Below are 26,063 nucleotides of genomic sequence, written 5' to 3' on the forward strand. Positions count from 1 at the left end.
ATGTCAGCTGTCGATCCGTTTCAGCAGGTCACCAGCCTGTTGCATGCCGGGCGAGGCGTCCAGTACCTCCAGCACCAGTGTCCGTGCCCGGCTGCGGTCGCCCAACCGCAGGTGCGCCTCGGCGATGCCCAGTTTCAGCTGCGGCTCGGCCATGTAAGGCATGGCCAGCTCCATGGTCTGCAATGCAGGGCGCAGTGCCGCGAGGTCCACATCCGCCGCCTTCGCCTGGTAGAAGCCCAGCATGCCGATCAGCTCGACGTGGTAGGACGCAGGATCCTGCTTCAGCGTGCGGGCCGCACCGGCCGCATCACCGCCGCGCAGGCGCTCGACCAGCGCCATGGAACGCTCGTCGCGCCCGGGCGTACGTGCCACCGGGGTCCGCCCCAGCCCGCGTACTATCGCCTCGGCCACGCCGACGGTGGAGTAGGGGTTCTGGCCCGTGACCAGGCGCCCATCGACGACCACGTGCGGCATCATCAGCGGCGCTTCGCTCCACTCACCGCCGCGTTGGCGAAGCGCGTCCTCCAGCAGCCACGGGAATTCCTTCGCCCATTTCTTGCCGAACAGAGCTTCCTCCTCGTTGGTGAAGCCGGTCAGCTGCCGGCCTGCGACCAACGGGCTGCCGTCCGCAAGCCGCACCTCGGCCAGTGCGGCAGGCCCGTGGCACACCGCCGCGATCACCGCGCCGTTGGCCCATGCGGCGCCGATCAACTGCTGCAGTGGCTGCGAGCGGGGCAGGTCGAACATGGCCCCTTTGCCGCCCACCACATAGACCGCGCGGTAATCGCTGGCACGCAGCCCGGCGATGGGCCGGGTGGCGGCAAGCTGCGCCATGGCAGCGCCATCGGCCAGCAGCTGTGCGTTGAACGGTTCGTCGGGATTGTATTTGTCGGGCTCGACCGGGCCACCCTGGGGGCTGGCCACCTCGACCGCCAGCCCGTTGGCCTTGAAGACCAGCCAGGCCTGCGAGAGCTCGTCGAATTCATACCCGGGCCGGGTCTTGCCGGCATCGCGGCCCTCGCCACTGAGGACGATCAGGACCTTGTCGGCCGCCAGTGCGGCGGGCGGGAACAGCAGGGCGGCGCCCAGCAGCAGGGCAGGAAGGAAGCGGTGCATGGCAACTCCAGATCGGATGGTGATCGGGAGCATGCACCGCGCCCTTCAAGCAGACTTCAAGTCACGGTTGTCGCGTCAGTTGGCGCTGTCGCCATGGCGCACGGCAAAGATGATTTCCTTGCGGTGCATCTCCGCCAGCTCCGACCGGGCCACCACGATTTCATCGTCCATATCCCACACGACCTCCTTGAGGTCGCCACGCAGCTCGCGCTTGGCCGACATTTCGTCATCCCAGGCGCTGCTGTCGGTGACCACGGTGACGGTGTCCGGCTCGACCTTGATGACCTTCAGCAGGCCGTAGGCCTTCTCGCCCGGCTGCTGGAACTCGGCAAACTCCGAAAGCACCGCTGCATACAGGTCACCGACCTTCGGGTCGTTCGTCTCGGCGGCCTTGTCGCCGCCACGGGCGCAGGCGGTGAGAAGGCTCAGCGAGGTGAGCAGCAGGGCAAGGAAGGCAAGCTTCTTCATGGCTATCCATAATCTGAAGGGTAGAAAGTGGCGGCATTCTACCTCACCCGCTGTTGCGCACGACCCGCTTGCGGTACTCGCGCACGTTGTCGCCACGGATCCGCGTTTCCTGCGTGCCGGTGATGGTATCCACCTGCCGGTCCGAGCCGGTCACCGGTTTGGCCTCCACCGTGGTCTCACGCTCGAACGCATGCGACTTGTCGGTGTTGCGGTAGTACCGGTACAGGCCCCAGTACAAGGCGGTTGCGCTGGCGGGACCCGCCAGCAGCAACCAGAGACCACTGTCATCGCTCATGAGGCAGCTACCAGGAACCAGAGGGTGATGGCTTCAACGATGGTGCCGGTGGTGAGCGCGGCCAGCAGCAGCTTCCACTGCTGCACCGGCACGCTGCCCATGGTTTCACCGGTACGCCCGTTGACCGCGATGTAATGCAGCATGCCGCCGTTGCGGCCGGGCTGGTGGTACGAATACAGCCACACCGGCAGGTACATGGAGACCCAGCGCGAGCCGTGCAGGTCCACGCGTTCCTGCTCCCAGCGCACGCCACGGTCGTAGCGGCGCACCGAACCTTCCACCTGCGCGCGGGCGATGGACAGTAGCTGGTCTTCCAGCCGAGGCTTCATCTTCTCGACGTCCAGGTTGCGCTTCTCGGACGAGAAGCCCAGCAGGTACGACGCGTTCCACTTCAGCGCATTCTTGGTGTCGAACGGCAGGATCGCATTGATGATGTTGTTGGTGTTGGCCTTGGTATCCAGGTTGCCGCGCTCGGCCGACGATTCCAGCGGCAGGTCATCCACGGTGAAGTCCACCGCACGGTCCACCTGGTATACATCGGCGTCGTAGTAGGTCTTCTTCTTGTCACCTTCGCCGCGGGTGTACTGGCGGGTCTTGATTTCACCCTTGCCGGACACGCTGGCGCTGACATTGCTGTCCACGATCATGTAGGGCATGTAGACACCCACCACGTTCTCGGGCGTGAACTGGTCCTTGAAGGCCTTCAGCGCGAACAGCCGGCGCTTGTCCACGAACTGGCGGATGCGCGCCACTGCATCGTCTTTCGTGATGCGGAAGGGCAGCACAGCATCGGGCACCGCACCGTTGGCGACCTGCTCGTTGACCCCGAACACATGGCGGCACCAGTGGCAGCGCGCGGTCATGGTGGTTTCGGTGTTGATGGTCACTTCGGCGCCGCAGCCGGTGCACTTGAAGCTCATCAGGCTGGCGGTGCCGGCCTCGATGTCGCGCGCGCCCGACGCGATGATGGTGCCGCGCAGCTGGTCCAGGCCTTCGCCCAGCCCGAACTCCTGCTCGACCAGCGCGCCATGCCATTCGTTCCGGCAGAACTGGCAGACCAGCACATCGGTGCCCAGCTTCAGGCGCACATCGGTGGAGCCGCACTTGGGACAGCGGTTCAGGCCGTCCTTGAGCTCTTCGGCACGGGTGTCGAGTGCGACCGGGTCGGGCGCCTCGATCTCGGCGCGGATCGGGTCGGGCAGGGTGGCCGGGTCAAGCGGGAAGCTGCCCGGCAGCGGCGGCACATCGCGCGGCGAGCCAGGGCCGGTTACGGCGTTCGGCAACGGCGGCGGGCCCCCGGGTAGCGGGGGCGGGGTTCGGGGGTCGGACATGGTTATCGTGTGTCCGCCTTACAGACCCAGTGCCTTGGCCTTGAGCGCGTTGTAGTCGTCCTGGGTGATCAGGCCGAGGTCCAGCATCTCCTTGGCCTTCTGCAGCTTGGCCACCGGGTCATCGGCCGCCGGGGCTGCCGGGGCGACCGGCTGCTGCATCGCGCCGGCGCCGAACATGCCGGTCGCCATGCCCACACCGACCAGGCCCGCCGCGCCGCCATTCTCACCGGCCGACTGGATGCCCTGGGCCACGCTGGCCTGCAGGTTGGAATTGCCACGCCCACCCGAGAGCGCATCGGCGCGCTGCACCGTCTTGAGCAGTTCGCGGGTGTTGGCGTCGTATTCGATGGAAACGATGGCGGTCTTGACGATGGCCAGGCCACGGTCGGACTTCCACTGGTAGCCCTGCTCAACCGCCGCCGACAGGCTCTGGGCAAAGCCCAACGAATCCTGCTGCAGCTTGGTGATGCGGTTGCCCTTGCCCGGGTCGTTGGTATACAGGCTGAAAGCCGGCGCGAGCGAGCCAACGACTTCATTGAACAGCTGGCTGGCCGCCGCGTTGTCCAGGTCGGTGAAGTCGAATACCTTGCCCGGCTGCAGGTAGCTGGCCGGCACGAAATTCTTCACGAACAGGATCGGGTCGACAATCTTCAGCGTGTACGAGCCACGGGTAACCGCGCCTACCTGGGTGTTGAGGAAGCCGTCGTCCCAGTAGATCTCCGACTGGGTGCCAAAGCGGTTGTCGGGCAGTTCCTTCAGCGAGACGAAGAATGCCGCCTGCTGGCCGCCCGGCTGGCCGCCGAACTTGAAGCGCTCCCAGCTCTGCTTGATGAGCGGGGTGACGATGCCGTCGCCGGCGAAGATCGACTGCGAGTTGAGGTCATCCGACCGCCACTCATAGCCACCCGGTTCGGCGACGAAGCCGGTGATGGCCCCGTCCTGGAACAACAGCAGGCCGTAGCCTTCCGGGACCACGATCCTGGAGCCGTTGGTGATGATGTTGGACGAGCCGCTGGTATTGGAGCCACGACCGGCATTGGTGCCCTGCGGCACGGCCGCGAACAGCGCCGCGGTGGCCGGCAGGCCGGCCGGCACGGTGTAGAAGTCCTTCCACTGGTCGGCCAGCACGCCGCCCACTGCACCTTTCACTGCCTGGATGAGACCCATGACCCGCTCCCTGAGATCCAACGACGGGCGGGGTGCCCGTCACGATGGAGGGACTATAGCAGCGGGGCATGGTCCGGGGATGGGCGTTTCCGGCAGTGGAGGCCTTACGGCAGGTCGCACTTCATCTTACCGTCCACATAGTACGGCTTGGGCACGTTCGGGTTCTCGCTGGTCTTCTCGAAAACCACCTCAAAGGAGGCCGCATCCGGCGTGCCCTTGCGCTCGGTGCAGGCGTCCTGCAGCTTCTTCTTGACCGCGGCGATGCCCGCGTCGCGGTTGGCGCCGTCGGCGCTGTTGGTCAGGTTGGCGACCTCCGCGAAGGCGAGGGAACTCATGCCCAGCAGGCATCCGGCAAGAATGGCAGCGTGCAGCTTCTTCATTGCGACTCCTTTGCAGTGTTCGATTGCTTCCCTCGATCAAGCCGAGCGGAACGATTGATGCGCCGGGCGTTGTGCCTGCAGCGCGCTGCTAGGATAAGCAAGGCAGGTTAAGGCTTCGTGGTCGGTACTGGACGGAAGGGGTGATGCAGGATGCTTATCAAGGTGATGGCGTGGTTGCTGGTGCTGGCGGCGGCATTCTTCGCGATGGTTGGAGCCGCGCCGTTCGGTGGCGGCGTGTTCTTCCCGATCATCTCGTTGCCGGCGGCCGCGTTCTTTGCATGGCGCGGAACGGTGGTGGCGCCGCTGCTGGTCGTCGTCCTGGCGTGGATCGGCTTCCGTATCTCGGTCATCCCGCGCGAAGAGATATTTGATGGGTGGGTATTGCCTGCATGGCTGGCGCTGTGGGTTGCGGTCCTGGTTGTGGGGCTGTTTCACTCCGGTCGCTCGCGGCGGCGGCGCTCATAGAGCTTCATGTCGGCGCGGTTGATCGTATCGGCTACGGTTTCGGAGGGGCGGCTGATGGCGCAGCCGCCTGAGAAGCGGACCGGTGCGAGGTGGGCGCGCGCCTGGTAGGTTTCTTCCAGCACCTGCAGCCGCTCCATCCTGGCGCCGGGTACGAACACCAGGAACTCATCGCCGCCCAGCCGTACCACCACCTCGTTTTCTTCCAGCGGGCTGGAAAGGAACGCCACGAACTCGACCAGTACCGAGTCGCCGTGCGCATGCCCCTGGGTGTCGTTGATTTCCTTGAAGTGGTCCAGGTCGAACACCAGGCAGCCCCACGCTTCCAGTTGCTGCTGCGCGAGTTCGGCCAGGTAGCGCCGGTTGAACGAGCGGGTCAGCGGATCGCGGATCGCCATCTCCAGCAGCTGGCGCTCCTGCAGGTGCTGGGTGGTGATGTCCTGCGCGTGGCCCAGCACGTACGGCGGGTCAGCTTCGGTATCGAGCACGTTGTGGTACGCCCAGTAACGGCGTGAGCCATCGTCTGCCACCAGCTCCATCAGGCCGGAGTCGCTCTGGTTCTCCGCGACGCGTTGCAGGTAGTACTGGAGCTGATCCTGGCGTTCCAGCGGAATGATCTCTGCCAGCGAACGACCCAACAGTTCGGCTTCCGGGCGGCCCAGCGACAGCGAGGCTGCAGGATTCACGGACGTGATCTCCCCGGACAGCGTGTGCGTGCAGATCAGGCCCAGGCTGTGCTGGAACAGCCGGCGGTAACGCGCTTCGCTCTGCGCCAGTGCATCGACGGCGGAGCGTTGTTCCGTGACGTCCTGGATGGCGCCGATCAAGCGTGCGCCGGTCGCGTCCTCAACGCGCTTTCCGACGATATGCAACCAGCTGCGTTCGCCCGCAGCGGTGATGGCGCGAAGCGTCAGGTCGATGGGCGAGCCATCGGCGGCGCATGCGGCGATCGCTGCCTCCAGCTGCTCTTGGCCCGGTTGCGGGTAGAAAGACAGGGCGGCACCCACATTCGGATCGAAGTCCTCGGGTACGCCATGGATCAAATGGGTCTCACGGGTCCAGGACAGCGTATTGGTGTCCAGCGCCAGCTCCCAGCCGCCCACCTTGGCCAGTGTATTGGTCTGCTCCAGGAAGGCTTGGCTTCTCAGCAACTCCTGGTGCAGGCGTGCACGTTCGGTCATGGGTTCCTCCGCAGCATCTGCCGCCATCGTAGGGACCGGGCCGGAAGCGGTTGGTGAAGCTGCTGCAGAATTACCAGGATGTAATGTTATAGTGTCACACTACGCGCCCAGGCCGGCATCAGGCCTCCCCTCCAGATCTGTGACGCCCTCCTCTAAATGAAACGCCTTGCCTTGGTGACGGCCGTCGCCGCCGTCGTTTTTGCCCCCGAATCCCGCGCCCAGTCGTCTGACTCCGCACTCACCCTCGGCAAGGTCGATGTGCACCAGCACACCGAAGGCCAGCTCACCGCCCACCAGGTGCTGACCTCTGTGGACGTGCTTGGCGCCGACCAGATCGAGGACAAGAACGTCTCGCACAGCTGGGAACTGCTCGGCCAGATGCCCGGCATCCAGCTCACCGAAACCCGCCAGGGCGCCGAATCGGGCAAGGTCAGCTTCCGCGCCTTCAATGGCGAGGGCTACCTCAATGCGATCAAGACGCTGATCGACGGCGTGCCCAGCAACGTCAACAGCGGCAACCAGCGCTTCATCGACATGCTCTTCCCTTTGGAAATCAGTTTCATCGAAGTGGTGCGTGGCACCAACGACCCGCGTTATGGCCTGCACAACATTGGCGGCAACGTGAACTTCGGCACGCGCCAGGGGGGCAACTACACAGATGGCAGGTTCGGCTACGGCAGCTACAACACCCGCGATGCGCAGTTGGCCATCGGCAGTGAGAGCAACGGATTTGCGCAGAACTACTTCATCGGCACCCAGGCGTCGGACGGGTACCGTGACCATGACAGCTCACGCAAGTACGCCATCGGCGGCAAGTGGTTCTACGGTGACCTGGACGACGGCATGCGCATTGGCCTCACCGCACGCGCCTACCACCACGAAGCCGATGAACCGGGCTTCATCACGGCTGAGGAACTGCGGACCGACCGCCGCGGCTCACAGCTGCGCAACGCCAACGATGGCGACGACCGCGACATGCGCCAGATCGGCGTGCACATGGACCTCAAGCTGGCCGACACCCTGTTCCTGGGCAGCAGGCTCTACTACAACCGCTACGAAGATGACCGCCGGGTAACCTTCAGCGACCTGCGCACCGGCAATGCGCCGCGCCAGCGCCGTGTGTGGGACGAAAAGCAGACCGGCATGCTCACCACGCTGACCTGGCAGCCCGGCGCCACGCTTACGCTGGAAGGCGGGGTAAATGTCGAGCACCAGGACAACGGCTACATCCGCGAGCGTTTCAGCTACGCCGAGCCCACCGACTTCAGCGCCACCCCCGCACGCGTGCAGAACAACGACCGCCACACCTTCGACAACTACGGCGCGTATGTGCAGGCGATCTACCAGCCCATCGAGGCGCTGAAGATCGTGCCGGCCTACCGGGTGGACCGTTTTGACGGAGATACCCAGTTGCCGGGCGGCATCACCGGCCCGCTGCAGCGCTACGGCACCATCGAGCAGCCCAAGCTGAGCGTGGTCTATGCCCTCACTGACAGCACCAACGTCTACGCCAACTGGGGCCGGACCTTCCAGGTGCTGACCGGCTCCACCGCGCCGGCTTACCTCACGCCGGGGCAGGGCGCCATGAACCCGTCCACCAACACCGGCATGGAGCTGGGCATGAAGTTCAGCCCGTTCGCCGGCAGCCAGGCGCGCATCGCGGTATGGCAGCAGGATGCGGCCAACGAGGTCTCCAACATGCCCGCCACCGGCACCACCGTGACCCTGGGCAAGACCCGCCGCCGTGGCCTGGATGCGCAGATCAGCGCGCAGGTAGGCGAGAAGTGGACGGTATGGGCGTCCCACGCGTACCAGGAGGCCAAGATCGAGCGCGATGGTCGCGATGCCAGCGTGTCGCTGGACGGTCGCGAAGTGGCCGCCACCCCGCGTTACATCAGCAACATCGGCCTGGATTACCAGGCTACCGAAGCACTGCAGTTTGGGCTGCAGGGCAGGGCGCAGGGCGATTACTACCTCGAAGAGCGCAATGTGGCCGGCAAGTACGGCGGTTTCGCCGTGCTCGACCTGAGCGCCCGCTATGACATCAATCCCCGCTGGAGCGTGGATCTGCAGATGAAGAATGCCACCGACCGGAAGTACGACTATGCGTGGTACGACAGCTTCTTCTGGGAGCAACCGCAGCCGATGTTCTCACCGGCTGCGGGGCGCTCGCTCCATATCGCCTTCAACATGAAGCTCTGATGGATCAGAACCGCGCAGTAGCGCCGACGAAGAAGGTGCGCGCACCGCCGTCGTAGTTGTTGCCTTCGTCGATGGTGGAGACGTCGCCGGCGTTCAGCACGCCTGCGCGCAGGGTCAGGTTCTCGTTGACGTTGAACCCGGTCACCAGGTCCCATGTGGTGTACGCCTTGGCAAACGTGGAGCTGGTGCTGGAGACCAGCTGTTCGCCGATGTGCTGCGCGCTCAGGTTCAACGACCACGCCTCGGTCACCTGCCAGTCCAGTGAGGTGTTGGCGGTGATCTTCGGCACCACCAGCAGGTTCGCGCCGGTGGTGCGGTTCTTGGATTCCAGCATTCGGGTGGCGTTGGTGGTCCAGCTCAGGCGCTCGTGCAGGGGCACGGTGACGCTGGCTTCCACGCCGCGGGTGCGTGCCTTCTGGATGTTCTGCGCCACCGTCCACCAGAAGCCGTTGACGAAGCTGGAGTCGTAGCCGGCAATCTCACGCAGCGGCACCTGCTCGATCTTGTCGTCGAAATCGGTGAGGAAGTAAGTGGCCGAGGCCGACCAGCCGCCGCGGTCGAAGCCGACGCCCAGCTCGTAGTTGGTGCTGGTTTCCGGTTCCAGATTCGGGTTGCCGGCCATGTAGCAGCCGGTGGTGCCATCGGCGCTGACCGAGCGGTTGGTCCAGCCTTCGACGGTGAGGCTGCGGCAGCCGTTGCCGCCGGACTGGGTGGCGGCACCGGCGCTGCCCTGCTTCAGGTTCGGCGCACGGAAGCCCTGCGATACGCCACCGCGCACGGTCCAGTCATCGGACGGGTGCCACACGCCGTAGATGCGCGGGCTCAGGTTGTCGTCGTAGTTTTCGGTGTTGTCCCAGCGCAGGCCCAGGGTGAGCGTGAAGCGCTCATGCAGGGTGATGTGGTCTTCGGCGAACAGCGCCCACGAATCGGCCTCGTTGGTCGGGCTGATCCGTCCGCTGCCGCTCCAGGTCACGGGCACGGTGCCGATGGTGTCGGTGTTCTGCAGTTCTTCGCGCTTCCACTGGCCACCCACGTTCAAGCGGTGCTCGAAGCCCAGGTGGAAGCCGGTGGCGAAGGCGCTATCGAACACGGTTTCCTTGGCGTGGTTGCCCACCTGGCTGCCCTTGTCCTCGTAATCGTTCTGGGTCAGGGTGGATTTCGAGGTGCTGGCATCGCCATAGCGGCCGTCATGGGTTACCACGTAACCGGTGTGCACCAGCTTGGACAGGCCCCATGCGCCGACATCGCCACCCCCACTGTTGCGCTGCACGCCATGGACGGCTTCGAAGCCCATGGTGTGGTCGCCGTTGATCGCCCAGTTGAGCAGCGCGTTGGCGTTCTCGGCCTTGGTGCCCGGGGTCTGGCCACGGCCACGATCGGATTCGCGATCGGTCACGTTGGCGCCGATGCGCAGGCCCAGGTTTTCCGTGAGCGGGCCGCTGAACAGCGCGCCCATCTGGGTGGTGTTGCCGCGCGTGGACGAATCGGGCTTGCTGTAGTTGAAGGTGACCGAGCCACCCCATTCCGGAGCGATCTTGCGGGTGATGATGTTGATCACCCCGCCCATGGCGTCGGAGCCGTACAGCGACGACATCGGGCCACGCACCACTTCGATGCGTTCGATCATGTCCGGTGACAGCCAGTTCAGATCCTGCGGGCCCAGGTCATCGCGATAGTTCACGCCGGAGGAATTGCCCTGGCGGCGGCCGTCGATGAGGATCAGCGTGTACTGCTCGGGCAGGCCACGCAGGCGGATCTTCGATTGCGCACCAGACAGCGCGTAGCCACCGGTCACGCCCGGCACCGTGCTGAGCAGTTGGCCGATGCTGGTCACCGGCTTGCGCTCGATTTCCTGGCGGGTGATCACGCTGATGCTGGCCGGGGCGTCCTTGATCCACTGCTGGGCACCGGTGGCGGTGACCACTACCGTGTCCATGTTTTTGGCGTCGCCCGCGGCATCAGCGGCCGCATGGGCCTGGGGGGAGAGCGCGAGGGTGATCGCGGCGGCCAGAACGGCGGCGGCGTGAGCGGAACGGGGGGAGGAAACGTGCATCGAGCAAACTCCTGAGTAAGAGGGTCCGCTGGCGATGGCTGGGACGTCCGTGTGCGTTGTTCAAACAACTTTAACAATCGTATCACGAATCATTCGCATCAGATACATTGCGACATGAAGGCGCCAGCATCCTGCCGGCGCCTTTGCGCGCCTCACCAATCGGTGGGCGCGTAATCCTTCAGGAACTGGCCCCACACGTGCTCACCCGTGTTGAAGCCGTGGATGATCGGGTCGACGATCCGCGCGGCGCCATCAACGATATCCAGCGGCGGGTGGAAGCGTTCTTCCTCCACCTTGCGCGCGGCGATCTCTGCCGGATCCTCATCGGTCACCCAGCCGGTATCCACGGAATTCATGTGGATGCCATCGTTCTGGTAATCGGCCGCCGAGGTGCGCGTCATCATGTTCAACGCGGCCTTGGCCATGTTGGTGTGCGGGTGGCGGGTGGTCTTGAAGTTGCGGTAGAACTGCCCCTCCATCGCCGACACGTTGACGATGTGCTTGTCGCGCTCGGGCGAACGCAGCATCAGCGGCTTCAGGCGCGCGTTGATGATGAAGGGGGCGATGGCGTTGACCAGCTGCGTTTCCAGCAGTTCCACCGACGGCACTTCGGCCATCAGCAGGCGCCACGAATTGCGCCCACGCAGGTCGACCTGCTGCAGGTCCTGGTCCAGCCGGCCTTCGGGGAACAGGTGCTGCTGGCCCAGCAGTTCGTCGGCCAGCAACGGCACCTGCGAGAGTTCGGCGGCGCGGGTCAGGCCATCGGCCCCCACCAGCGCCTGCTCCTGCAGCGACGGCACGTTGGCATCCGAACCCAGGCCCAGCATCTCGGGGCTGCGCAGCCCTTCGTACTGGCCCACCAGCTTGCGGATCGTTTCCGGCAGGTCGTGCAGGGCGGCGGTTTCGCCGGCCATCATGTGCGCGTAGAACTGCGGCGGGCGACGCACGGTCTGGCAGGCGTTGTTGATGATGAAGTCCAGCCGCGTGCGGGTGGCCAGCAGCTCGTTGCAGAACGCTTCCACGCTGGGGGTGTGGCGCAGGTCCAGGCCGTATACCTGCAGGCGGTGGCCCCATTCGGCGAAGTCGGGCTCTTCGGCATAACGTGCCGCCGAATCGCGCGGGAAGCGCGTGGTCACGATCAGTTCGGCGCCGGCGCGCAGCAGCTTCAGGCCCGCCTGGTAGCCGATCTTGACCCGGCCGCCGGTGAGCAGCGCCACGCGGCCGCGCAGGTCGGCGGTTTCGGTGCGCTTGATGAAGTTCAGCTCGGCGCAGGCCGGGCACATCTGGTCGTAGAAATGGTGCAGCTGGGTGAACTTCTGCTTGCACACGTAGCAGTGGCGCAGTTCCGGCGAATGCACCGGCTCGGGCGTGGCTTCTGCGTTCCCACCGTTGTGCGCGTCGTGCAGGCCGGCCTTGTGCGGCGGGAAGTAGTTCGGCGTGCTGAACACCGGCTTGCGGCGCAGGGCGCGGATGCCGGTCTGTTCCAGCAGCGCTTCGGCCTTGCGCACCTTTTCCTGGTGGCGAACCTTGGCCTGCTGCTTGAGCATCGCCCGGCGTGCCTTGGGTTCGGGGTGGTAGACCTTGGCCACTACCTGGTGGAAACGCACGCGGTCCTCTTCCGGCAGCGTATCCAGCACGGCGCGGTCGGCCTCGATCGCCTCCAGCAGGTCCAGCGCGGCGCGCAGGCGGTCGGTCAGGGGCAGCTCGTCCTGGGGCAGGGCGTCGGCGGGAGAAGAAGCGATGGCGTTCACGTTGGATCCGGAGGTAGCGGCGGGAGGGCGGCCGGCAAGGCCGTCAACCGCGGGGGAGCGGCCCCTGCCGTTGCAGGGCAGGGGCGCTCGGAGGGCCGCTATTCTCCCCGATCCGGGGGTTTCGTGCAGGCGGGGCCTGAACCGCCGGGTTATTCCGCGTCTTCGCCGCCACGGGCCGCAGTGGGATCGTGCGCGTCCTTGGCCGCCTTGGCCTCGTCCTGCAGGTGCTGGCGGACCTTTTTTGCCTGGTCAGCGGTCACCGCGCCGGCCTTGTTGCCGAAGTCCTGGCGGATGAAGGTCGCCAGCTGCGCGATCTCGGTGTCCGACAGGCGCTCGGCGAACCCGGGCATGCCCAGGTTGGACGGACGCACGGCGGTGGAGGGCAGTTCGCTGCCGGCCAGCAGCAGGCGGATCACCGAGGTCGGGTCATCGGCCAGCACGGTCGGGTTGCCGGCGATGGCCGGGAACACATCCGTGTAGCCCTTGGCATCGGTCCGGTGGCACGCCGCGCAGTTGTCGACGAACAGCTCGGCGCCGCGGCTGTCGTTGATGCCGGTCTGCAGCTTGCGCGCGGTGGCATCGCTGGCGGTGTACGCAGAAGGATCATGCGCACTGGCCGGCAACTGCTTCAGGTACACGGCGATCGCCTTCAGGTCCTCGTCGGTGAGCTTCTGCGTGCTGTGCCGGACCACGTCGGCCATCGGCGTGCCCACCACCGCGCTGTGCGCATTGCGGGCGGTGCGCAGGGTGTCCACGATGTCCTGCTCGGACCAACGGCCCAGGCCATCGGCCGCGTTGCCGCGCAGGTTCACCGCGTTCCAGCCGTCAATCACCTGGCCGCCGGAGAGATAGGCCGTGCCCGATTCGTCCAATGCCTTTTCCTGCAGCGCGAAGCCACGCGGCGTGTGGCAGCTGCCGCAATGGCCCAGGCCCTGTACCAGGTAGGCACCGCGTGCCAGCTGCGGGTCGCTGTAGTGGCTCGGATCAAATGCCATCGCTTCCGCGTCCGGCGCGAAGGTCTTGCGCCAGATCGCCAGCGGCCAGCGCATCGACAGCGGCCAGGTGATGTCCACGCCCCGGTTTTCCTGATGTACCGGCGCGATATCGCCGTGCAGGAAGTAGGCGTGCAGCGCCCGTACATCGTCATCGGTAATGCGCGCGTAGGAGGGGTACGGCATGGCCGGGTACAGCGTGCGGCCGTCGGGGGCGATGCCGTGCCGCACCGCGCGGTCGAAGTCGTCCAGCGAGTACGCGCCGATGCCGGTTTCCTTGTCCGGGGTGATGTTGGTGCTGTAGATGTTGCCCAGCGGCGAGGCCACCGGCAGCCCACCGGCGAACGGCTTGCCGCCCGGCTTGGTGTGGCAGGCGGTGCAGTCACCGGCCGCGGCCAGGTAGCGCCCGCGCTCGATCAGCGCCGCATCGGCGGTCGGCCCGTCTGCCAGTACCCGGGTTTTGGTGGGAATGTAGGCATAGGCCAGCGCGGCCAGCAGCACGACCAGGCCGATCACCACGATCCAGAGAAGAAGCTTTTTCATGCGCGCCTCCTCAAGCCTGGACCAGGGGGCCCGGATCGGGCAGGTACTTCTCGCGGATGGCCTTGGCCGCCCAGTACGCCAGCCCGCCCACCAGTCCGGTGGGGTTGTAGCCGTTGTTCTGCGGGAAGGCGTTGGCGCCGATCACGAACACATTCGGCACGTCCCAGCTCTGCAGGTAGCGGTTCAACGCCGAGGTCTTCGGGTCTGCGCCCATGATCGCGCCGCCGCAGGTGTGCGTGCTCTGGTACTTGGTGATGTTGTAGTGCTCGCCGTTCTTCTTGGCGTCACCACTCATCGACAGCGGATTGAGCGTGCGGCTCATCTGCATGGCCTGGTCCACGAAGAACTGCGATGCCTTGATCTCGTTGGGGTGCCAATCGAAGGTCATGCGCAGCAGCGGGCGGCCGAAGGAGTCCTTGTAGTTCGGGTCCAGGCTCAGGTAGTGCTGCCGGTAGGACATGCACGCACCCTGCACCTCGTAATAGAAGTTGTGACGGAAGTTGTCGGCCGCCGCCTTCTTCCACGCCGCACCCCAGTTCGGCGTGCCGGAGGGCACGTTGATGCCGCGCACCGGGCCGGCGCCGGGCTGCCGCGCCCAGACCAGGCCGCCACCGACGAAGCCGGCCTTGGCGTTGTCCAGCTGGTTGCCGTTGAGGTCGTCCATGGTGGTACCCGCGCCCCCGATGCCGATGAAGCCGTTGGCCTGCACGTCCTTGTCGAAGAACAGCACCACCCGGTTGAGGTTCTGGTAGGAGTAGTTGCGCCCCACGGTGCCGGTGTTGGTCTGCGGATCGTAGGCTTCACCGATGCCGGAGACCAGCATCAGGTGCACGTTATAGAGCTGGAAGGCGCACAGCAGCACCATATCGGCCGGCTGCTCCACTTCACGGCCCTGCGCATCCAGGTAGGTCACGCCGGTAGCCTTGGCCTTGGTGCTGTCCAGGTTCACCCGCAGCACCTGCGAATGCGTGCGCAGCTCGAACTTCGGGCGCTGGCGGAGCACCGGCAGGATGCAGGCGTTCGGGCTGGCCTTGGAGTAGTTGAGGCAGCCGTAGTCGCTGCAGAAACCACACGCATTGCACGGGCCCAGCTGGCAGCCGTACGGGTTCACATACGGCCCGGAGGCATTGGAAGCCGGAATCGGGTAGGGGTGCCAGCCCATTTCCTTGGCCGCCTTGTAGAACTGCTCGCCGCCGAGGTAGTTCGGGTTCGGGCCGAGCGGATACTCGCCCGAGCGTGAGCCTTCGAACGGATTGCCGCCTTCCTGCACCACGCCGTTGATCACGCCGGCCTTGCCGGAGGTGCCGCACACCAGCTCGAACATGTTCAGATGCGGCTCCAGTTCGGCATAGGTGACCGGGAAATCCTGGATGGTCATGTCCGCCGGGATGAAGTTCTTGCCGTAGCGCTCTTCCACGTTGGTGCGCAGGATCAGGTCTTCCGGCAGCGGCCGGAAGTGCGCGCCGGACCAGTGGCTGCCCGCGCCGCCCACGCCGGTGCCCGGCTTGAACGAGCCCATCTGCCGGTAGGGCACGGCGGTATCGGCCAAGGTGTGCCGCACCGTCACCGTTTCCTGGTTCAGGCTCTGCAGGTACTTGCGGTGCACCGAGCCTTCCAGCTCGTCCACCACCTTCGGGTAGGCGAAATCAGGCTGGGTATCGCGGTCGCCGCCACGTTCCAGCGCCACCACGTGCAGGCCGGCGTCGGTAAGTTCCTTGGCCAGGATCGCTCCGGTCCAGCCCATGCCGACGATGACCGCATCCACTTTCGGTTTCGTGATTGCCATGCCTCAGCCCCTCCGCCCGGACAGATCCACCGGCGGCAGGGGGTAGGCCTTGTCGCGGACGCTGATCCAGTCTATGTAGTCCGCGCGCATGCCTGGGTAACCGATCATCTTCCAGGCGGCCATATCCTTGTTTGCGCCGTACTTGGGATCGGCGAAGTAGCCGTTCTTCACTTCGCCCAACAGGTTGGAGAAGAACAGCTTGCTGGAGATCGCCTCCAGCTCCAGCTTGCCGCCCTCGGCCGCCTTGAGCAGGGTTTCCTGCTGTTCGTGGCTCAGCTGGGCGAAGGTCTTGCCATCGAACTGGCTGCGGCAGTGCGCATCGAAGGCATCAATGCCGACCTTCAGGATGTCACGCAGGGCCAGCTTGCCCTGGTAGCCGAACTCGCTGGGCGCTTCCAGGAAGGGGCCCTGCATGTACCAGATGGCGCCGGCCGCGTAGGGGGTCTGCATGTGGCGGTCGAGGAACTCGGGTACGCCCGATTCCACCGCGCCGGGGCCGGTTTCATCGGAGGGGATCAAGCGGTCGCAGGCGGCGGTGATGAACGCCCACTCGGCCGCGTTGAAGAATTCGGGGGTGTAGTCCTTGGCGGCCGGGGTAGCCGGGGTGCCGGTCCCGGTGGGGGTGCCGGGGGCGCAGCCGGGCAGGGCGGCGGCGACGGGGAGCAGGGTAAGGCCCTGGAAGAAGCGGCGACGGGTCAGCGTCGGCCGGTTCTGGTCGGCATCATCTTTCATTGTGTGGCTACCTGGCGGGTGGCTGTGGCTGAGCATGGCGCGGGTCCTGTCGCGGCAGCGTGCTCGCCGAATGCGGCCGGCCCTTCCGCGGCTGGCATGAATGCGACCATTGTGTGGATGTGCGACTGTTTCCGTAATGGCAATATGGGAAAGGAACTCTTGCCAAACTGGAAACATCGGCGTGATCGACGACCTCAACGAGCTGCGCACCTTCGACCGCATCGTGCATGGCGGCAGCCTGTCCGCCGCCGCGCGCGACCTGGGCATCTCGCTAGCCGTGGTCAGCAAGCGGCTCACCGCACTGGAGCGTCGCGTGCAGGTGCGGCTGTTGAACCGCAGCACGCGACGCGCCTCGCTCACCGATGAGGGCAGCCTGTTCCACCTGCACTGCCGCCGCGTGCTGGATGCGGTGGAAGCGGCCGAGGCGGCGCTGGAGCAGCGCCAGGACGTGGTGGCCGGCGTGCTCAAGCTCACCGCGCCCAATGGATTCGGACGCCGTCATGTGGTGCCGGCGGTGCGCAGCTTCCAGCAGGCGCATCCCGGGGTGCGCGTGCACCTGTCGCTGCGCGATGAGCTGGTGGACCTGGTCGGCGAAGGCGTGGAGCTGGCGCTGCGCTATGGCGCGCTGGACGATTCCCGCCTGGTGGCGCGCGAGCTGGCGCCGAACCGGCGCATCCTCTGCGCCTCACCGGACTACCTGCAACGGCGTGGCACGCCGTCGAGCATCGACGACCTGCACGGCCACGATCTGATCGCTTCGGGCAGCCCGCCGGTATCGCAATGGGTGTTCGCGCAGCCCGGCGGCACCATCGCGTTTCCATTGGACGCCAGTACGCTCTGCGACGATGGCGAGGCGGCGCAGATCCTGGCGGTGCAGGGCGCCGGCATCGCCCGCAAATCGATCTGGGACGTGGCCGATGACCTCGACGCGGGGCGCCTGAAAGAAGTGCTGCCCAACTGCGCGCTGGCGACTTCACCGTTGAGTGCCGTGTACGCCCCCGGGAAGCAGGTTGCACCCCGGGTCCGTGCATTCCTTGGCCACATGGTGCAGCAGCTGCAGCAGTCGGCCGGCTGGCGGCATGCCAACCGGACGATGCCCGCCATTGCACTGACCGGGAGTTAATCGGCCTTGCGCTCAACCGGCGTCAATGCCGGTTTCTGCCAGCTGCGGTCCAGCACGGCCTGGCCAGGGCTGTAGTTGCGCAGGATGACGTAGAACGGTCCGGCCGGCGCCGGCAGCCAGTTGGATTCCTTGTCCTTGCCGGGCGACGCCTGCTGGATGTACAGGGTCAGGCCGCCATCGGCATCCCGCTTGAGCGTGGGCAGCATGGCCGAGTTGATCAGGTAGCGGTCCAGCGGGTTGTCCACCAGCAGCTTGCTCTTGCCGTCATACAGGGTGACCGACCAGAACGCGTTGGTCGGCGGCAGCTGGTCCTTGGCGAAGCGCAGCACGTAGTCGTGCTGGCTTCCATCGGCGGGCCTGCCCTGCGCATCCACGAAGTAACTCTGGTAGTCGGCCTCTGAAGCGGAGTTGCCGTAGATGCCCAGCTTGGCGCCGGCAAAACGGTACAGGTAGTTGTCCTTCAGCGCCGCGCGGGTGCCGAACATATCCGCACTCGAGACCTTCTCGGTGTTTATTTCAGTGGCGATGAACTGTTCCAGTGCCTGGTTGGCATCTGCGATGCCTGCGGTGATGGCCTCGCGGTCGGCCGGCGGCAGGGCGGCTGCATCGAAGGGCTTGCCGGCCTCAATGCCGATTCCCGCGAACCGTTGGCGAAGCGCGGCTTCGCTGTCCACGGTGGGCGCGAACTGCAGCAGGAAGTTGAGGTAGGAGAAGAAGCCCAGGCCATTGGCCTGTTCCGGGTCATACGGCGGGAAGGTGATCGGCGGGGCCGGCGGCGGTGCCGGCGTGCCAAGGAACGCGCTCAGCGGCTGCACCTTGTACTGCGCCTGCAGGCGCTTGACGTTGTCCAGGTCCGACGGCGAAAACAACTGGGTGCGGAACAGGCCATAGGCCAGCTGGGTTTCGGCGCGGAACACCTCGCGCACGCCCTTGGGTGTCTCGCCCTTCCAGTCCGGCCCGGCGACCATGAACACGCTGGCCTTGCCGTCGGTCGCGGCGCGGTTGATGTAGGCGAAGTTGTAGGTATACAGGTCGATCAGCTGCACGGAGAAGTAGCGTTTGGCATCGATCGCCGGCACGCTGATGACCAGCGGTTCGGCGCGCAGGTCCATCCACAGGAACGAATACGGCGTGTCCGAGTTGGGCGTGATGATCGAGGTGTCCTTCGGGGTGGCCACCTGGGCGACGTTGCCGATCTGGTTGAAGCCGGCGTGGAAGTTCGCACCCTTGGCATCCACGGCCTGCTGGTACATGGATTTGTAGCCTTCCACGATCGGGTAGCCCCAGATGTAGGCATCCTTGGCGGTGGCGCGCAGCTCGCTGATGCGGGTGGCATCAGCCGCGGCCGGGGCGGCGGGCTGCGCTGCCGAGGCAGGGTCGGGTGTTGGGGCGGCGCTTTCCGGTTCACGCTTGCCGCAGGCGACCAGCGCGCACGCGCTGATCAACAGGGCGGCCAGCCGGAGGCCGGCAATGAACGGTGAGCGAGCCTGGTTACGGGGCATGGCCATATTGTTCGCCTCCTGCGGCAAGGGATGCGGAGAGCATGACGGCGCGCTCATCCGCACTCCACCGAAATAGGTGCAGGCCGGCTGGGTAAAACTACTTAGCCCGGATCAGACCCGGGCAAGGCTGGCAATGGCGAGGATGACGGTCGCGGTGGTGACCACGGTGAAGTACAGCCATCCCAGCGCGACGAACTTGAGCGTGGTCACCAGCCGGGATTGTGCGTACACCCGCCGTTGCATCAGCCAGAGATACAGCGGCATCCACAGCAGCAGCGCCGTGATCAGCAGGCCGATGACAACCCCCGCGCCAGGCACGGCGGCAAGCTGCCCACCCAGCATCGACAGCAGCAGGATGCCCAGCAGCGCCACGCACAGGAACGCGTGGCTGTACAACGCCACCACCAGGTGCTCCAGGTACAGCCTTCCACTGCCCAGGTAGAACACCTTCAGCAGCACGGCAAACAACGGCACCAGCACGAACAGCGCCGAAGGCACCGAGCCGAAGAACGCGTTGACCAGCAGCTGCGGCCGTTCGCTGATGCGGGGCAGGTTCTTGCGGATGATCTCGGCCTGGCCGGTCAGCCAGCGGTTGGCGAACCCGGGCAGGAAACCGATCTCGACCGGGTCTGACTTCTGTGTCGCCATGTCCTGCACGGTGAAAGGTTTGGCGGCAGCGGGCTTGCGCGCGGACGCGACCGGTGGATGCTCCTTCAGTTCGCGCTCGCGCTTTGCGGCCTGCCTGTCCACCTTGGCAATGGCACTGTCGATCGGCGCGCGAAGGGACTCGGGCATTGCCTCACGCGATTGCTGCAACGGCGCCAGCAGCGCGCGGCGGACCTGCTGGACCTCGTCGTGGGTGGTGGCATCACGGAACGCACCCGGCACTTCCGGCGGGCGGGGCGTCTGGCTTACCAGGGCACCTGCGTCCACGTGCACTGCCAGCCGTGCCACGAAGAAGGTCAGCACGCTCAGGATCACGAACAGGCGGATCGGCGGGATGTAGCGGGTACGGTGCCCGGCCAGGTAGGCGGCCGCCAGCCGGCCGGGCAGCAGCAGCTGGTGCAGGGTGCGGAATATGCGCCCATCCAGGTGCCAGAACGATTCGAACACCTCTTCCACCGCGTGCCCGAAACTGCGCACCGGGCTGTGGGCGGACTGGCCGCATTCATGGCAGAAATCGCCCTGCAGCGGGGTGCTGCAGTTCTCGCAGGCGGCATGGTGGGCAAGGGCGGAGTGCATCAGTGCGCGGAGCCGGGCAGGAAAGGCGCCTACGATAGTGGGGGCGGGGTGCCGGTGCCAGTGCCGGCATGCATCAATCACTGGGCGGGGGGCGGTAGAAGTACCGAAGCAGATCCGGGGGCCATCGGCCATCCTCGAACGCACGTTCGCGCACTGCGGATGCTGTTCCCGTTCGCCCTGTTCGCGGCGGGGTTGCTCGGTTACGAGCAGGTGCGCCAGCGCACTTCCATCACCTTGTTGCTGTTGGGGGTTTGCCATGCCTGTTTCACCACGTTGCACCCGCCCGCTGCGCCGGCGCCATGGTTTTGTGTCGCTGTTCCTGGCGGCAGCGCTGGCAGGACTGTGCCAACCGGCGTGGGCGCAGGATGCCGATGCCCTGGCCAAGAAACTGTCCAACCCCGTCGCGGCACTGATCAGCGTCCCGTTTCAGTACAACTACGACGACGGCTACGCCAATGGCGGTTATCGGCATACGCTCAACATCCAGCCGGTGGCACCGTTTGCCATTTCCGAAGAATGGAATGTCATCTCGCGCACCATCCTGCCGGTGGCCTACCAGAAGGACGTGATTCCCGGCACCGACCAGGCCGGCCTGGGCGACGTGACGCAAAGCTTCTTCTTCTCGCCGAAGGAAACCGGCCCGTCCGGCGTGGTCTGGGGCATCGGGCCAGCGCTGCTGCTGCCAACCGGTACCGATGATCTGGGCGCCGATACCTGGGGTGCCGGTCCCACCTTCGTGCTGCTCAAGCAGGAGAAGAGCTGGACCGTGGGCGCGCTGGTGAACCACATCTCGGACATCGCCGGTAGCGGCTCGCGCCGGCGCGACATCAGCAACACCTTTGTCCAGCCGTTCCTGGCCAAGGCCTTCCCGGGCGGCCGCACGCTGGCCTTCAACATCGAGTCCACCTACGACTGGAAGGCCAGCCAGTGGACCGTGCCGCTCAACATCCAGTACTCCAAGGTGAGCAAACTGGGCAGCCAGATGATCAGCTACCAGGGCGGCGTGCGCGCCTACCTGGATGGCCCACGTGGCGGGCCGGACTGGGGGGTCCGGTTCACGGTCACGTTGCTCTACCCGAAGTAGAGTCGGCTCACCCCCTTACGGAACGCCGACCATGCCACTGACCGACAAGCAACTTGCCATTCTGCGGGCCATCGAGGCGACCGACCCTGTGTCAGCCGACGATGCCACCTGGGCCGTCTCCGAAGGTCTGGCGGTGCAGGCCGAAGACAGCGATATCGACCTGACCCCTGCTGGCAAGGGCGCATTGGGCGAGGTGTAATACCGGCAAGCCTTTCGCGCGCACTGCATGCCGGCTGCACGCGCGCTCCACACCGCGCTGCCTACAGTGGCTGCCATTCCACCGACGGCGCCCACAGCGTGAACCTGCAGACCTCCATGTCCCTTCCGCTCCCGCGCTGCCCGCTGCCGGACAGCTGCCAGTTCGAACTACTGGATGTGAACGCGCTGCAGGACCCGTGCAGCGGGCGCATCGTGCACCTGTACTCGATGGTGGCGCGCTGCCTGTCGTGCGAGGTGGTGTTCAAGGCGCAGGAAGGCGAGGGCTTCGTCAGCACCTCGGCCGCACGCGTGCTGCGCTGCCCGTCCGGTTGCGGCCAGCAGTCGCTCAGGGGCGCCGCGCTTCGCCAGTGGGGCGCGCAGGCAACGAGCGGCTGTGGATCGACACCGCTTCCACAATCTGTTCGGGCGTAAACGCGCAATGTCCTTCGCCGGTGGGCGGTAGCGTCCTCGGCTGGGGCGTCGCACCAGCCTTGGCGGCAAGTGCCGGGTAGACCGGCTCGAAGCGGGGCGTCACGGACGGGTCGTTAAGGTTGTACTGCAGCAGCAGCGGCCGGCGCAGCGCACCGGTGAGGCGCAGGTCGCGGTCAAGCTTCGTCTTTGCGTCGGGATCCGCGGCAATGCGCCGGACGCCGGCGTTGAACGCCTTGTCATCGCCAAAGCCGGCATACACCGTGTCCTTGTTGCTGACCGGAATGCCGCCGCTGATCTTGACCAGCTGCTGGAACACCAGGGCATGCAGGCTGACGGTGCCAGCCAGCTCATCCACCTTCAGCTCCAGGCGTTTTGCCAGTACTGCGGCTGCCTCCGGGCGGGACTGCACGGCAGCGGTGATGGCGTCGACCATCTCCCCTTGCGGCAACGTCGCAGCGGCAGGCGAGCTCAACCCACCCTCGGGCAGGCCGTTGGCGCCAGGGAAGAAGTACTCGAACGCGACCAGCGAGGTGAGCACTTCGGCGGCCAGCACATCGCCGGGCAGGTTGGCGCCGCACATCGAGATGCCACCGCTGTAGTGCTCCGGCATCCGCTCCAACGTACCGATCGCCACCGCGCCCCCCATCGAAAAGCCCAGGATCCAGCTGCGTTTCGTGTCTGGATGGCGGGCCACGAACTGCGCGCGCAGCCGCTCAAGGTCATCGATGGCCCCGCGCACGGCCCAGCCCTGGTCGGCGTACCCACTCTGCGCCACTGCATAGCCGGCCTTGACCAGCGCCTCGCTCCACGGGTTGCCCGGCCAGGGGTCCGGGCGCGGCGTTCCGACCGGCTCGAAGCCATGGGCGTACATCACCAGTTCGCCGTTCCAGTGGGCCGGCACGTCGATGCGCCAGGGGGCGTCCTGCAGCGTGCCCGTTTCGCTGTGGGTTTCCGGCGTTACCGGGGCCTTGGCCCAGCTCGGCGGAAGGAGCAGGGCGGTGCACAACCCCAGGCACAGCGAGACGGTCGCAGCAGTACGCATCCAGATCATCCTCGGTCAGGTGCCGGCGCAAGATCGACCAGCAGCGTGGGAATCAATTCGGAAACCGTGGGGTGGATCGGCACCGCCCAGCGCAGCTCATCCAGCGGCCGGTCGGCACTGATCATGTCGAGGATGCCGTGGATGGCCTCATCGCCGCTAGTGCCAAGGATCGCCGCGCCCAGGATCCGCCGGGTTTCGGCATCGGCCACCACCTTCATGAAGCCCTTGGACTCCCCCTTTTCCACCGCACGACCGACGCGGGTCATGGGCCGCTTGGAGAACAGCAGGGGGCGGCCGGACTTCATCGCCTCGGCCTCGGACATGCCCGCCCGGCCCAGCGGCGGGTCGATGTACAGCGCGTAGCCGGGCACCCGGCTGCTGACCCGGCGGTCCTCGCCATCCAGCAGGTTGGCGGCGACGATCTCGAAGTCGTTATAGGCGGTATGGGTGAACGCCCCACGGCCGTTGCAGTCACCCAGCGCCCAGACACCGGGCGCCGAGGTCTGCAGGTGGTCATCCACCGTAATGTACCCACGTTCGTCCCGCGCGATGCCGGCGGTGTCCAGACCCAGGTCGTCCGTATTGGGGCGGCGCCCGATGGCCATCAGGACGTGGCTGCCGACCACGCGCGCATCCTTGCCGCCGGCCTGGAAGGAAACGGCGATGTCTTCTTCCACGCGCTCGAACGCGACCCTGTCCGCGCCGGTGTGAACCTCGATGCCCTCATCCTCCAGGATGCCGCGTACTGCCTCCGATACATCGGCGTCCTCGCGCGCGATCAAGCGCTCACCCCGCTCGATGATCGTCACCTGCGCGCCGAAGCGCCGGTACATCTGTGCGAACTCCAGCCCGATGTAGCTGCCGCCCACCACCACCAGATGGGCGGGCAGGGCATCCAGCGCCACGATGCTGCTGTTGGTCAGGTACGGAACGTCCTGCAGGCCGGGCATATCCGGCACCGCTGCACGCCCGCCCACGTTGATGAAGATCCGCGGCGCGGTAAGCCGCTCGCCGTTGACCACGATGGCGCCGGGCCCATCGAAGCGGGCGTGGCCACGGATCAGCTCCACGTTGGCCATCCCGGCAAGCCAGTCTTCATTGCCCTTGCGCGAATCCATGATCACTTTGCGGGCACGGGCCTCGACCACGGTCATATCCACGCTGACGGGGCCGGCGCTGAAGCCGTACTCAGCACCACGCCGCGCCATCTGTGCGGCATAGGCGCTGGCCACCAGCGTCTTGGTCGGCTTGCAGCCGGTGTTGACGCAGGTGCCGCCCACCAGATGACGCTCGATGATGGCCACGTGCATACCGGCCGCGTCCAGCCGCCCGGCCAGTGAGGGTCCCGCCTGGCCGGTGCCGATGATGATGGCATCGAAGGCGCGGGCGGCAGCGGCGGGGCCCTGCGCGGAAGAGGGATTGGACATGGCAAGACCCTTGTTGTGTGTACCAATGGCCATTCAATACACTCGTTGGCGTGAGCGCCACGCAGATCCAGCATCGCGGATTGGCGTTCTGGACGATTTTGCCTGCACATCATGGAGAGAGCGTTGAACAAACTGGTTACAGGCGTGCTGCTTGCACTGATTCTCACCGGGTGTGACAAGACGCCTGAGACCCCGGATTCCAAGCCGCTCGCCGAAGCACCGTTGGCGGCCCCACCGATACCGGCCAAGGCTTCGGCCCTGGGCGGCCAGCGTGGCGAAGGCGCGCCTTATGAAGTGGTGGGAAGCGAAGTCTGGAATGTTCCCGACCCGGTTTCCGGGCGGACGTACCAGGTGTTCGTTGCGCTGCCGGCGTCCTACGCGGACAGCCCGGAGCGCAGATACCCGGTCCTCTATGTCACCGATGCCGACTACGCGTTTCCGCTGGCGCGGCAGATCGGCCGGCGACTGAACGTGGAAGGCCCCAAGCTGGAAGAGTTCATCCTGGTGGGCCTGTCCTATTCGTTGGGTGACGAAGGCATGCCCAGCCGCCGCCGCGACTACACCCCGACACCCAACGGCCCGAGCAGCGCACCGGCCGACGCGGTGCATGGTGGTGCTGCGCCTTACATCACCTACCTGCGGGAGCAGGCACTGCCGTTCGTCGCCGGCCGCTACCGCACCGACGAAAGCCGGCGCCTGCTGCTGGGCCATTCCTACGGCGCGTTGCTGGGCACCCAGATCCTGTTTACCGACCCGGGCATGTTTGCCGGCTACATCGTGGGCAGCCCATCGTTCTGGTACGACCGCAATGTCATGTCGCGGTTCGAGAAGGACTACGCAGGCAGCCACAACGATCTGAAGGCATCGGTGTACATGTATGTCGGCGAGCGTGAAACGCCGGCCTTCGGCAACGACGCGGACATGGTGGCCGATGCGAAGAACATGCAGGCCGCGTTGCGCGCGCACAACTACCCGTCACTGCGCCTGAAGCTGGATGTGCTCAACGACGAGGACCACTTGAGCGTGGCCCCGCGCGGGTTGACGCACGGGCTGAAGTACCTTCTCGGGAGGCCTCCGCGGACCTGAGGGGACTAGGCGAACATGGCGCGGCCGGGGGCGAAGACGGTCAGTGCGCCTCTATCAGCGTGTCCGCAACCCCTCCCTGCGCGCGAATTCGTAGATGTCCAGGTCGGTGTACAGCGAGAGTTTCTCCATCGCGCTGATCTTCTGCCGGCTGATGGTTTTCGGACTCTTGTTGAGCTGGGCGGCGATGGCGCCGACGGACAGGCCCGACGCATATAGCCGAAACACCTCGCTTTCGCGTAGCGACAGCGCCGGTTTGGTTGCCTGTCCCAGCATGTCGCCCTCGGGCCCAAGCATGAGCACCCGGATGCTGGTGCCGAGATATGTCCTTCCCAGCAGGGCGGCCTGCATCGCCTGGATGAGTTCATTGACGCCATCGGCTTTGCCGACGATTGCCTTCGTTCCGCTCAGCAGGATCGAACGGATGATGTGCACGCTGCTGGCCATCGTGAGCATCTGGGCCTGCGCCTG

The 26,063-nt window shown here is 66.0% G+C and carries 24 protein-coding genes; 7 read left to right on the forward strand and 17 right to left on the reverse strand.

Annotation, left to right across the window (positions count from 1 at the left end; translation table 11 throughout):
- Positions 1-3: 3 nt before the first annotated feature.
- The 6 genes from KVS69_RS13305 to KVS69_RS13330 all read right to left on the reverse strand — a co-directional run bounded on the left by KVS69_RS13305 (position 4) and on the right by KVS69_RS13330 (position 4,757).
- Positions 4-1,116, reverse strand: coding sequence for a DJ-1/PfpI family protein (locus KVS69_RS13305; RefSeq protein ID WP_184123448.1), 1,113 nt, complete (start codon positions 1,114-1,116; stop codon positions 4-6).
- A gap of 75 nt (positions 1,117-1,191) precedes the next feature.
- On the reverse strand, positions 1,192-1,584 hold the full coding sequence (locus KVS69_RS13310) for a hypothetical protein (protein ID WP_068852234.1): 393 nt from the start codon (positions 1,582-1,584) through the stop codon (positions 1,192-1,194).
- Positions 1,585-1,627: 43 nt separating this feature from the next.
- Positions 1,628-1,879, reverse strand: coding sequence for a hypothetical protein (locus KVS69_RS13315; RefSeq protein WP_093535649.1), 252 nt, complete (start codon positions 1,877-1,879; stop codon positions 1,628-1,630).
- Complete coding sequence (locus KVS69_RS13320; RefSeq protein WP_217538479.1) at positions 1,876-3,210, reverse strand: TFIIB-type zinc ribbon-containing protein; 1,335 nt, start codon at positions 3,208-3,210, stop codon at positions 1,876-1,878. Before KVS69_RS13320 ends, KVS69_RS13315 begins: the two co-directional genes overlap by 4 nt.
- An 18-nt stretch (positions 3,211-3,228) precedes the next feature.
- Positions 3,229-4,377 (reverse strand): SPFH domain-containing protein, encoded by a 1,149-nt coding sequence (locus KVS69_RS13325; RefSeq protein WP_093536375.1) that lies wholly within the window; start codon positions 4,375-4,377, stop codon positions 3,229-3,231.
- Positions 4,378-4,481: 104 nt separating this feature from the next.
- A complete protein-coding gene (locus tag KVS69_RS13330) occupies positions 4,482-4,757 on the reverse strand; it encodes a hypothetical protein (RefSeq protein WP_217538481.1) in 276 nt (91 codons plus the stop codon).
- A gap of 150 nt (positions 4,758-4,907) precedes the next feature.
- On the opposite strand from KVS69_RS13330, the gene KVS69_RS13335 reads away from it, so the two are divergent.
- Positions 4,908-5,222, forward strand: coding sequence for a hypothetical protein (locus KVS69_RS13335; RefSeq protein ID WP_217538483.1), 315 nt, complete (start codon positions 4,908-4,910; stop codon positions 5,220-5,222).
- Here KVS69_RS13335 and KVS69_RS13340 read toward each other — a convergent pair.
- Positions 5,189-6,400: a sensor domain-containing diguanylate cyclase gene (locus KVS69_RS13340; RefSeq protein ID WP_254622176.1), complete on the reverse strand. Its 1,212-nt coding sequence runs from the start codon at positions 6,398-6,400 to the stop codon at positions 5,189-5,191. The two genes, KVS69_RS13335 and KVS69_RS13340, sit on opposite strands and share 34 nt — an antisense overlap.
- A 156-nt stretch (positions 6,401-6,556) precedes the next feature.
- Here KVS69_RS13340 and KVS69_RS13345 point away from each other — a divergent pair, with 156 nt between their 5' ends.
- The gene (locus KVS69_RS13345; RefSeq protein ID WP_217538487.1) at positions 6,557-8,602 is read left to right on the forward strand and encodes a TonB-dependent receptor; all 2,046 of its coding nucleotides are present in this window, start codon (positions 6,557-6,559) and stop codon (positions 8,600-8,602) included.
- Between the two features lie 4 nt (positions 8,603-8,606).
- On the opposite strand, the gene KVS69_RS13350 is transcribed toward KVS69_RS13345, so the two are convergent.
- The 5 genes from KVS69_RS13350 to KVS69_RS13370 all read right to left on the reverse strand — a co-directional run bounded on the left by KVS69_RS13350 (position 8,607) and on the right by KVS69_RS13370 (position 16,459).
- The gene (locus KVS69_RS13350; RefSeq protein ID WP_217538489.1) at positions 8,607-10,655 is read right to left on the reverse strand and encodes a TonB-dependent receptor; all 2,049 of its coding nucleotides are present in this window, start codon (positions 10,653-10,655) and stop codon (positions 8,607-8,609) included.
- A gap of 152 nt (positions 10,656-10,807) precedes the next feature.
- A complete protein-coding gene (locus KVS69_RS13355; RefSeq protein ID WP_217538511.1) occupies positions 10,808-12,373 on the reverse strand; it encodes an SDR family oxidoreductase in 1,566 nt (521 codons plus the stop codon).
- Positions 12,374-12,555: 182 nt separating this feature from the next.
- The gene (locus KVS69_RS13360; RefSeq protein WP_217538491.1) at positions 12,556-13,941 is read right to left on the reverse strand and encodes a c-type cytochrome; all 1,386 of its coding nucleotides are present in this window, start codon (positions 13,939-13,941) and stop codon (positions 12,556-12,558) included.
- Between the two features lie 10 nt (positions 13,942-13,951).
- A complete protein-coding gene (locus KVS69_RS13365) occupies positions 13,952-15,727 on the reverse strand; it encodes a GMC family oxidoreductase (protein ID WP_093536449.1) in 1,776 nt (591 codons plus the stop codon).
- 3 nt (positions 15,728-15,730) lie between these two features.
- On the reverse strand, positions 15,731-16,459 hold the full coding sequence (locus KVS69_RS13370; RefSeq protein WP_217538493.1) for a gluconate 2-dehydrogenase subunit 3 family protein: 729 nt from the start codon (positions 16,457-16,459) through the stop codon (positions 15,731-15,733).
- A gap of 181 nt (positions 16,460-16,640) precedes the next feature.
- Between KVS69_RS13370 and KVS69_RS13375 the strand changes: the two genes are divergently transcribed.
- Positions 16,641-17,582 carry a LysR family transcriptional regulator gene (locus tag KVS69_RS13375; protein ID WP_217538495.1) on the forward strand — a complete coding sequence of 314 codons (942 nt, stop codon included), beginning with the start codon at positions 16,641-16,643 and terminating at the stop codon, positions 17,580-17,582.
- Here KVS69_RS13375 and KVS69_RS13380 read toward each other — a convergent pair.
- Complete coding sequence (locus KVS69_RS13380) at positions 17,579-19,090, reverse strand: DUF1254 domain-containing protein (protein WP_217538497.1); 1,512 nt, start codon at positions 19,088-19,090, stop codon at positions 17,579-17,581. The two genes, KVS69_RS13375 and KVS69_RS13380, sit on opposite strands and share 4 nt — an antisense overlap.
- A gap of 105 nt (positions 19,091-19,195) precedes the next feature.
- On the reverse strand, positions 19,196-20,326 hold the full coding sequence (locus KVS69_RS13385) for a DUF3667 domain-containing protein (protein ID WP_217538499.1): 1,131 nt from the start codon (positions 20,324-20,326) through the stop codon (positions 19,196-19,198).
- 256 nt (positions 20,327-20,582) lie between these two features.
- On the opposite strand from KVS69_RS13385, the gene KVS69_RS13390 reads away from it, so the two are divergent.
- From KVS69_RS13390 to KVS69_RS13400, 3 genes are all read left to right on the forward strand, one after another.
- Positions 20,583-21,410, forward strand: coding sequence for a transporter (locus KVS69_RS13390; RefSeq protein WP_254622178.1), 828 nt, complete (start codon positions 20,583-20,585; stop codon positions 21,408-21,410).
- A 31-nt stretch (positions 21,411-21,441) separates the two neighbouring features.
- Positions 21,442-21,609 carry a hypothetical protein gene (locus KVS69_RS13395; protein WP_217538501.1) on the forward strand — a complete coding sequence of 56 codons (168 nt, stop codon included), beginning with the start codon at positions 21,442-21,444 and terminating at the stop codon, positions 21,607-21,609.
- Positions 21,610-21,725: 116 nt separating this feature from the next.
- The gene (locus tag KVS69_RS13400) at positions 21,726-22,040 is read left to right on the forward strand and encodes a hypothetical protein (RefSeq protein ID WP_217538503.1); all 315 of its coding nucleotides are present in this window, start codon (positions 21,726-21,728) and stop codon (positions 22,038-22,040) included.
- On the opposite strand, the gene KVS69_RS13405 is transcribed toward KVS69_RS13400, so the two are convergent.
- A complete protein-coding gene (locus KVS69_RS13405) occupies positions 21,955-23,082 on the reverse strand; it encodes a lysophospholipase (RefSeq protein WP_217538505.1) in 1,128 nt (375 codons plus the stop codon). The two genes, KVS69_RS13400 and KVS69_RS13405, sit on opposite strands and share 86 nt — an antisense overlap.
- Before the next feature lie 5 nt (positions 23,083-23,087).
- Entirely contained in the window at positions 23,088-24,509 is a 1,422-nt protein-coding gene (locus tag KVS69_RS13410; RefSeq protein ID WP_217538506.1) for an FAD-containing oxidoreductase, read from the reverse strand.
- A gap of 111 nt (positions 24,510-24,620) precedes the next feature.
- On the opposite strand from KVS69_RS13410, the gene KVS69_RS13415 reads away from it, so the two are divergent.
- Entirely contained in the window at positions 24,621-25,595 is a 975-nt protein-coding gene (locus KVS69_RS13415) for an alpha/beta hydrolase-fold protein (protein WP_217538508.1), read from the forward strand.
- A gap of 54 nt (positions 25,596-25,649) precedes the next feature.
- Here the strand turns inward: KVS69_RS13415 and KVS69_RS13420 are convergent.
- A partial coding sequence (locus KVS69_RS13420; protein ID WP_217538509.1) for a LuxR C-terminal-related transcriptional regulator occupies positions 25,650-26,063 on the reverse strand: 414 nt, incomplete at its 5' end.

Source organism: Stenotrophomonas sp. GbtcB23 (assembly GCF_019091045.1).
GTDB classification, from domain to species: Bacteria; Pseudomonadota; Gammaproteobacteria; order Xanthomonadales; family Xanthomonadaceae; genus Stenotrophomonas; species Stenotrophomonas rhizophila_A.

What these genes read in the sequence shown, in the direction of transcription:
- KVS69_RS13305 (WP_184123448.1), bottom strand. Translation starts at nt 1,116, where the DNA reads ATGCACCGCTTCCTTCCTGCCCTGCTGCTGGGCGCCGCCCTGCTGTTC.
- KVS69_RS13310 (WP_068852234.1), bottom strand. Translation starts at nt 1,584, where the DNA reads ATGAAGAAGCTTGCCTTCCTTGCCCTGCTGCTCACCTCGCTGAGCCTT.
- KVS69_RS13315 (WP_093535649.1), bottom strand. Translation starts at nt 1,879, where the DNA reads ATGAGCGATGACAGTGGTCTCTGGTTGCTGCTGGCGGGTCCCGCCAGC.
- KVS69_RS13320 (WP_217538479.1), bottom strand. Translation starts at nt 3,210, where the DNA reads ATGTCCGACCCCCGAACCCCGCCCCCGCTACCCGGGGGCCCGCCGCCG.
- KVS69_RS13325 (WP_093536375.1), bottom strand. Translation starts at nt 4,377, where the DNA reads ATGGGTCTCATCCAGGCAGTGAAAGGTGCAGTGGGCGGCGTGCTGGCC.
- KVS69_RS13330 (WP_217538481.1), bottom strand. Translation starts at nt 4,757, where the DNA reads ATGAAGAAGCTGCACGCTGCCATTCTTGCCGGATGCCTGCTGGGCATG.
- KVS69_RS13335 (WP_217538483.1), top strand. Translation starts at nt 4,908, where the DNA reads ATGCTTATCAAGGTGATGGCGTGGTTGCTGGTGCTGGCGGCGGCATTC.
- KVS69_RS13340 (WP_254622176.1), bottom strand. Translation starts at nt 6,400, where the DNA reads ATGACCGAACGTGCACGCCTGCACCAGGAGTTGCTGAGAAGCCAAGCC.
- KVS69_RS13345 (WP_217538487.1), top strand. Translation starts at nt 6,557, where the DNA reads ATGAAACGCCTTGCCTTGGTGACGGCCGTCGCCGCCGTCGTTTTTGCC.
- KVS69_RS13350 (WP_217538489.1), bottom strand. Translation starts at nt 10,655, where the DNA reads ATGCACGTTTCCTCCCCCCGTTCCGCTCACGCCGCCGCCGTTCTGGCC.
- KVS69_RS13360 (WP_217538491.1), bottom strand. Translation starts at nt 13,941, where the DNA reads ATGAAAAAGCTTCTTCTCTGGATCGTGGTGATCGGCCTGGTCGTGCTG.
- KVS69_RS13365 (WP_093536449.1), bottom strand. Translation starts at nt 15,727, where the DNA reads ATGGCAATCACGAAACCGAAAGTGGATGCGGTCATCGTCGGCATGGGC.
- KVS69_RS13370 (WP_217538493.1), bottom strand. Translation starts at nt 16,459, where the DNA reads ATGAAAGATGATGCCGACCAGAACCGGCCGACGCTGACCCGTCGCCGC.
- KVS69_RS13380 (WP_217538497.1), bottom strand. Translation starts at nt 19,090, where the DNA reads ATGGCCATGCCCCGTAACCAGGCTCGCTCACCGTTCATTGCCGGCCTC.
- KVS69_RS13385 (WP_217538499.1), bottom strand. Translation starts at nt 20,326, where the DNA reads ATGCACTCCGCCCTTGCCCACCATGCCGCCTGCGAGAACTGCAGCACC.
- KVS69_RS13390 (WP_254622178.1), top strand. Translation starts at nt 20,583, where the DNA reads ATGCCTGTTTCACCACGTTGCACCCGCCCGCTGCGCCGGCGCCATGGT.
- KVS69_RS13395 (WP_217538501.1), top strand. Translation starts at nt 21,442, where the DNA reads ATGCCACTGACCGACAAGCAACTTGCCATTCTGCGGGCCATCGAGGCG.
- KVS69_RS13400 (WP_217538503.1), top strand. Translation starts at nt 21,726, where the DNA reads ATGTCCCTTCCGCTCCCGCGCTGCCCGCTGCCGGACAGCTGCCAGTTC.
- KVS69_RS13405 (WP_217538505.1), bottom strand. Translation starts at nt 23,082, where the DNA reads ATGCGTACTGCTGCGACCGTCTCGCTGTGCCTGGGGTTGTGCACCGCC.
- KVS69_RS13410 (WP_217538506.1), bottom strand. Translation starts at nt 24,509, where the DNA reads ATGTCCAATCCCTCTTCCGCGCAGGGCCCCGCCGCTGCCGCCCGCGCC.
- KVS69_RS13415 (WP_217538508.1), top strand. Translation starts at nt 24,621, where the DNA reads ATGGAGAGAGCGTTGAACAAACTGGTTACAGGCGTGCTGCTTGCACTG.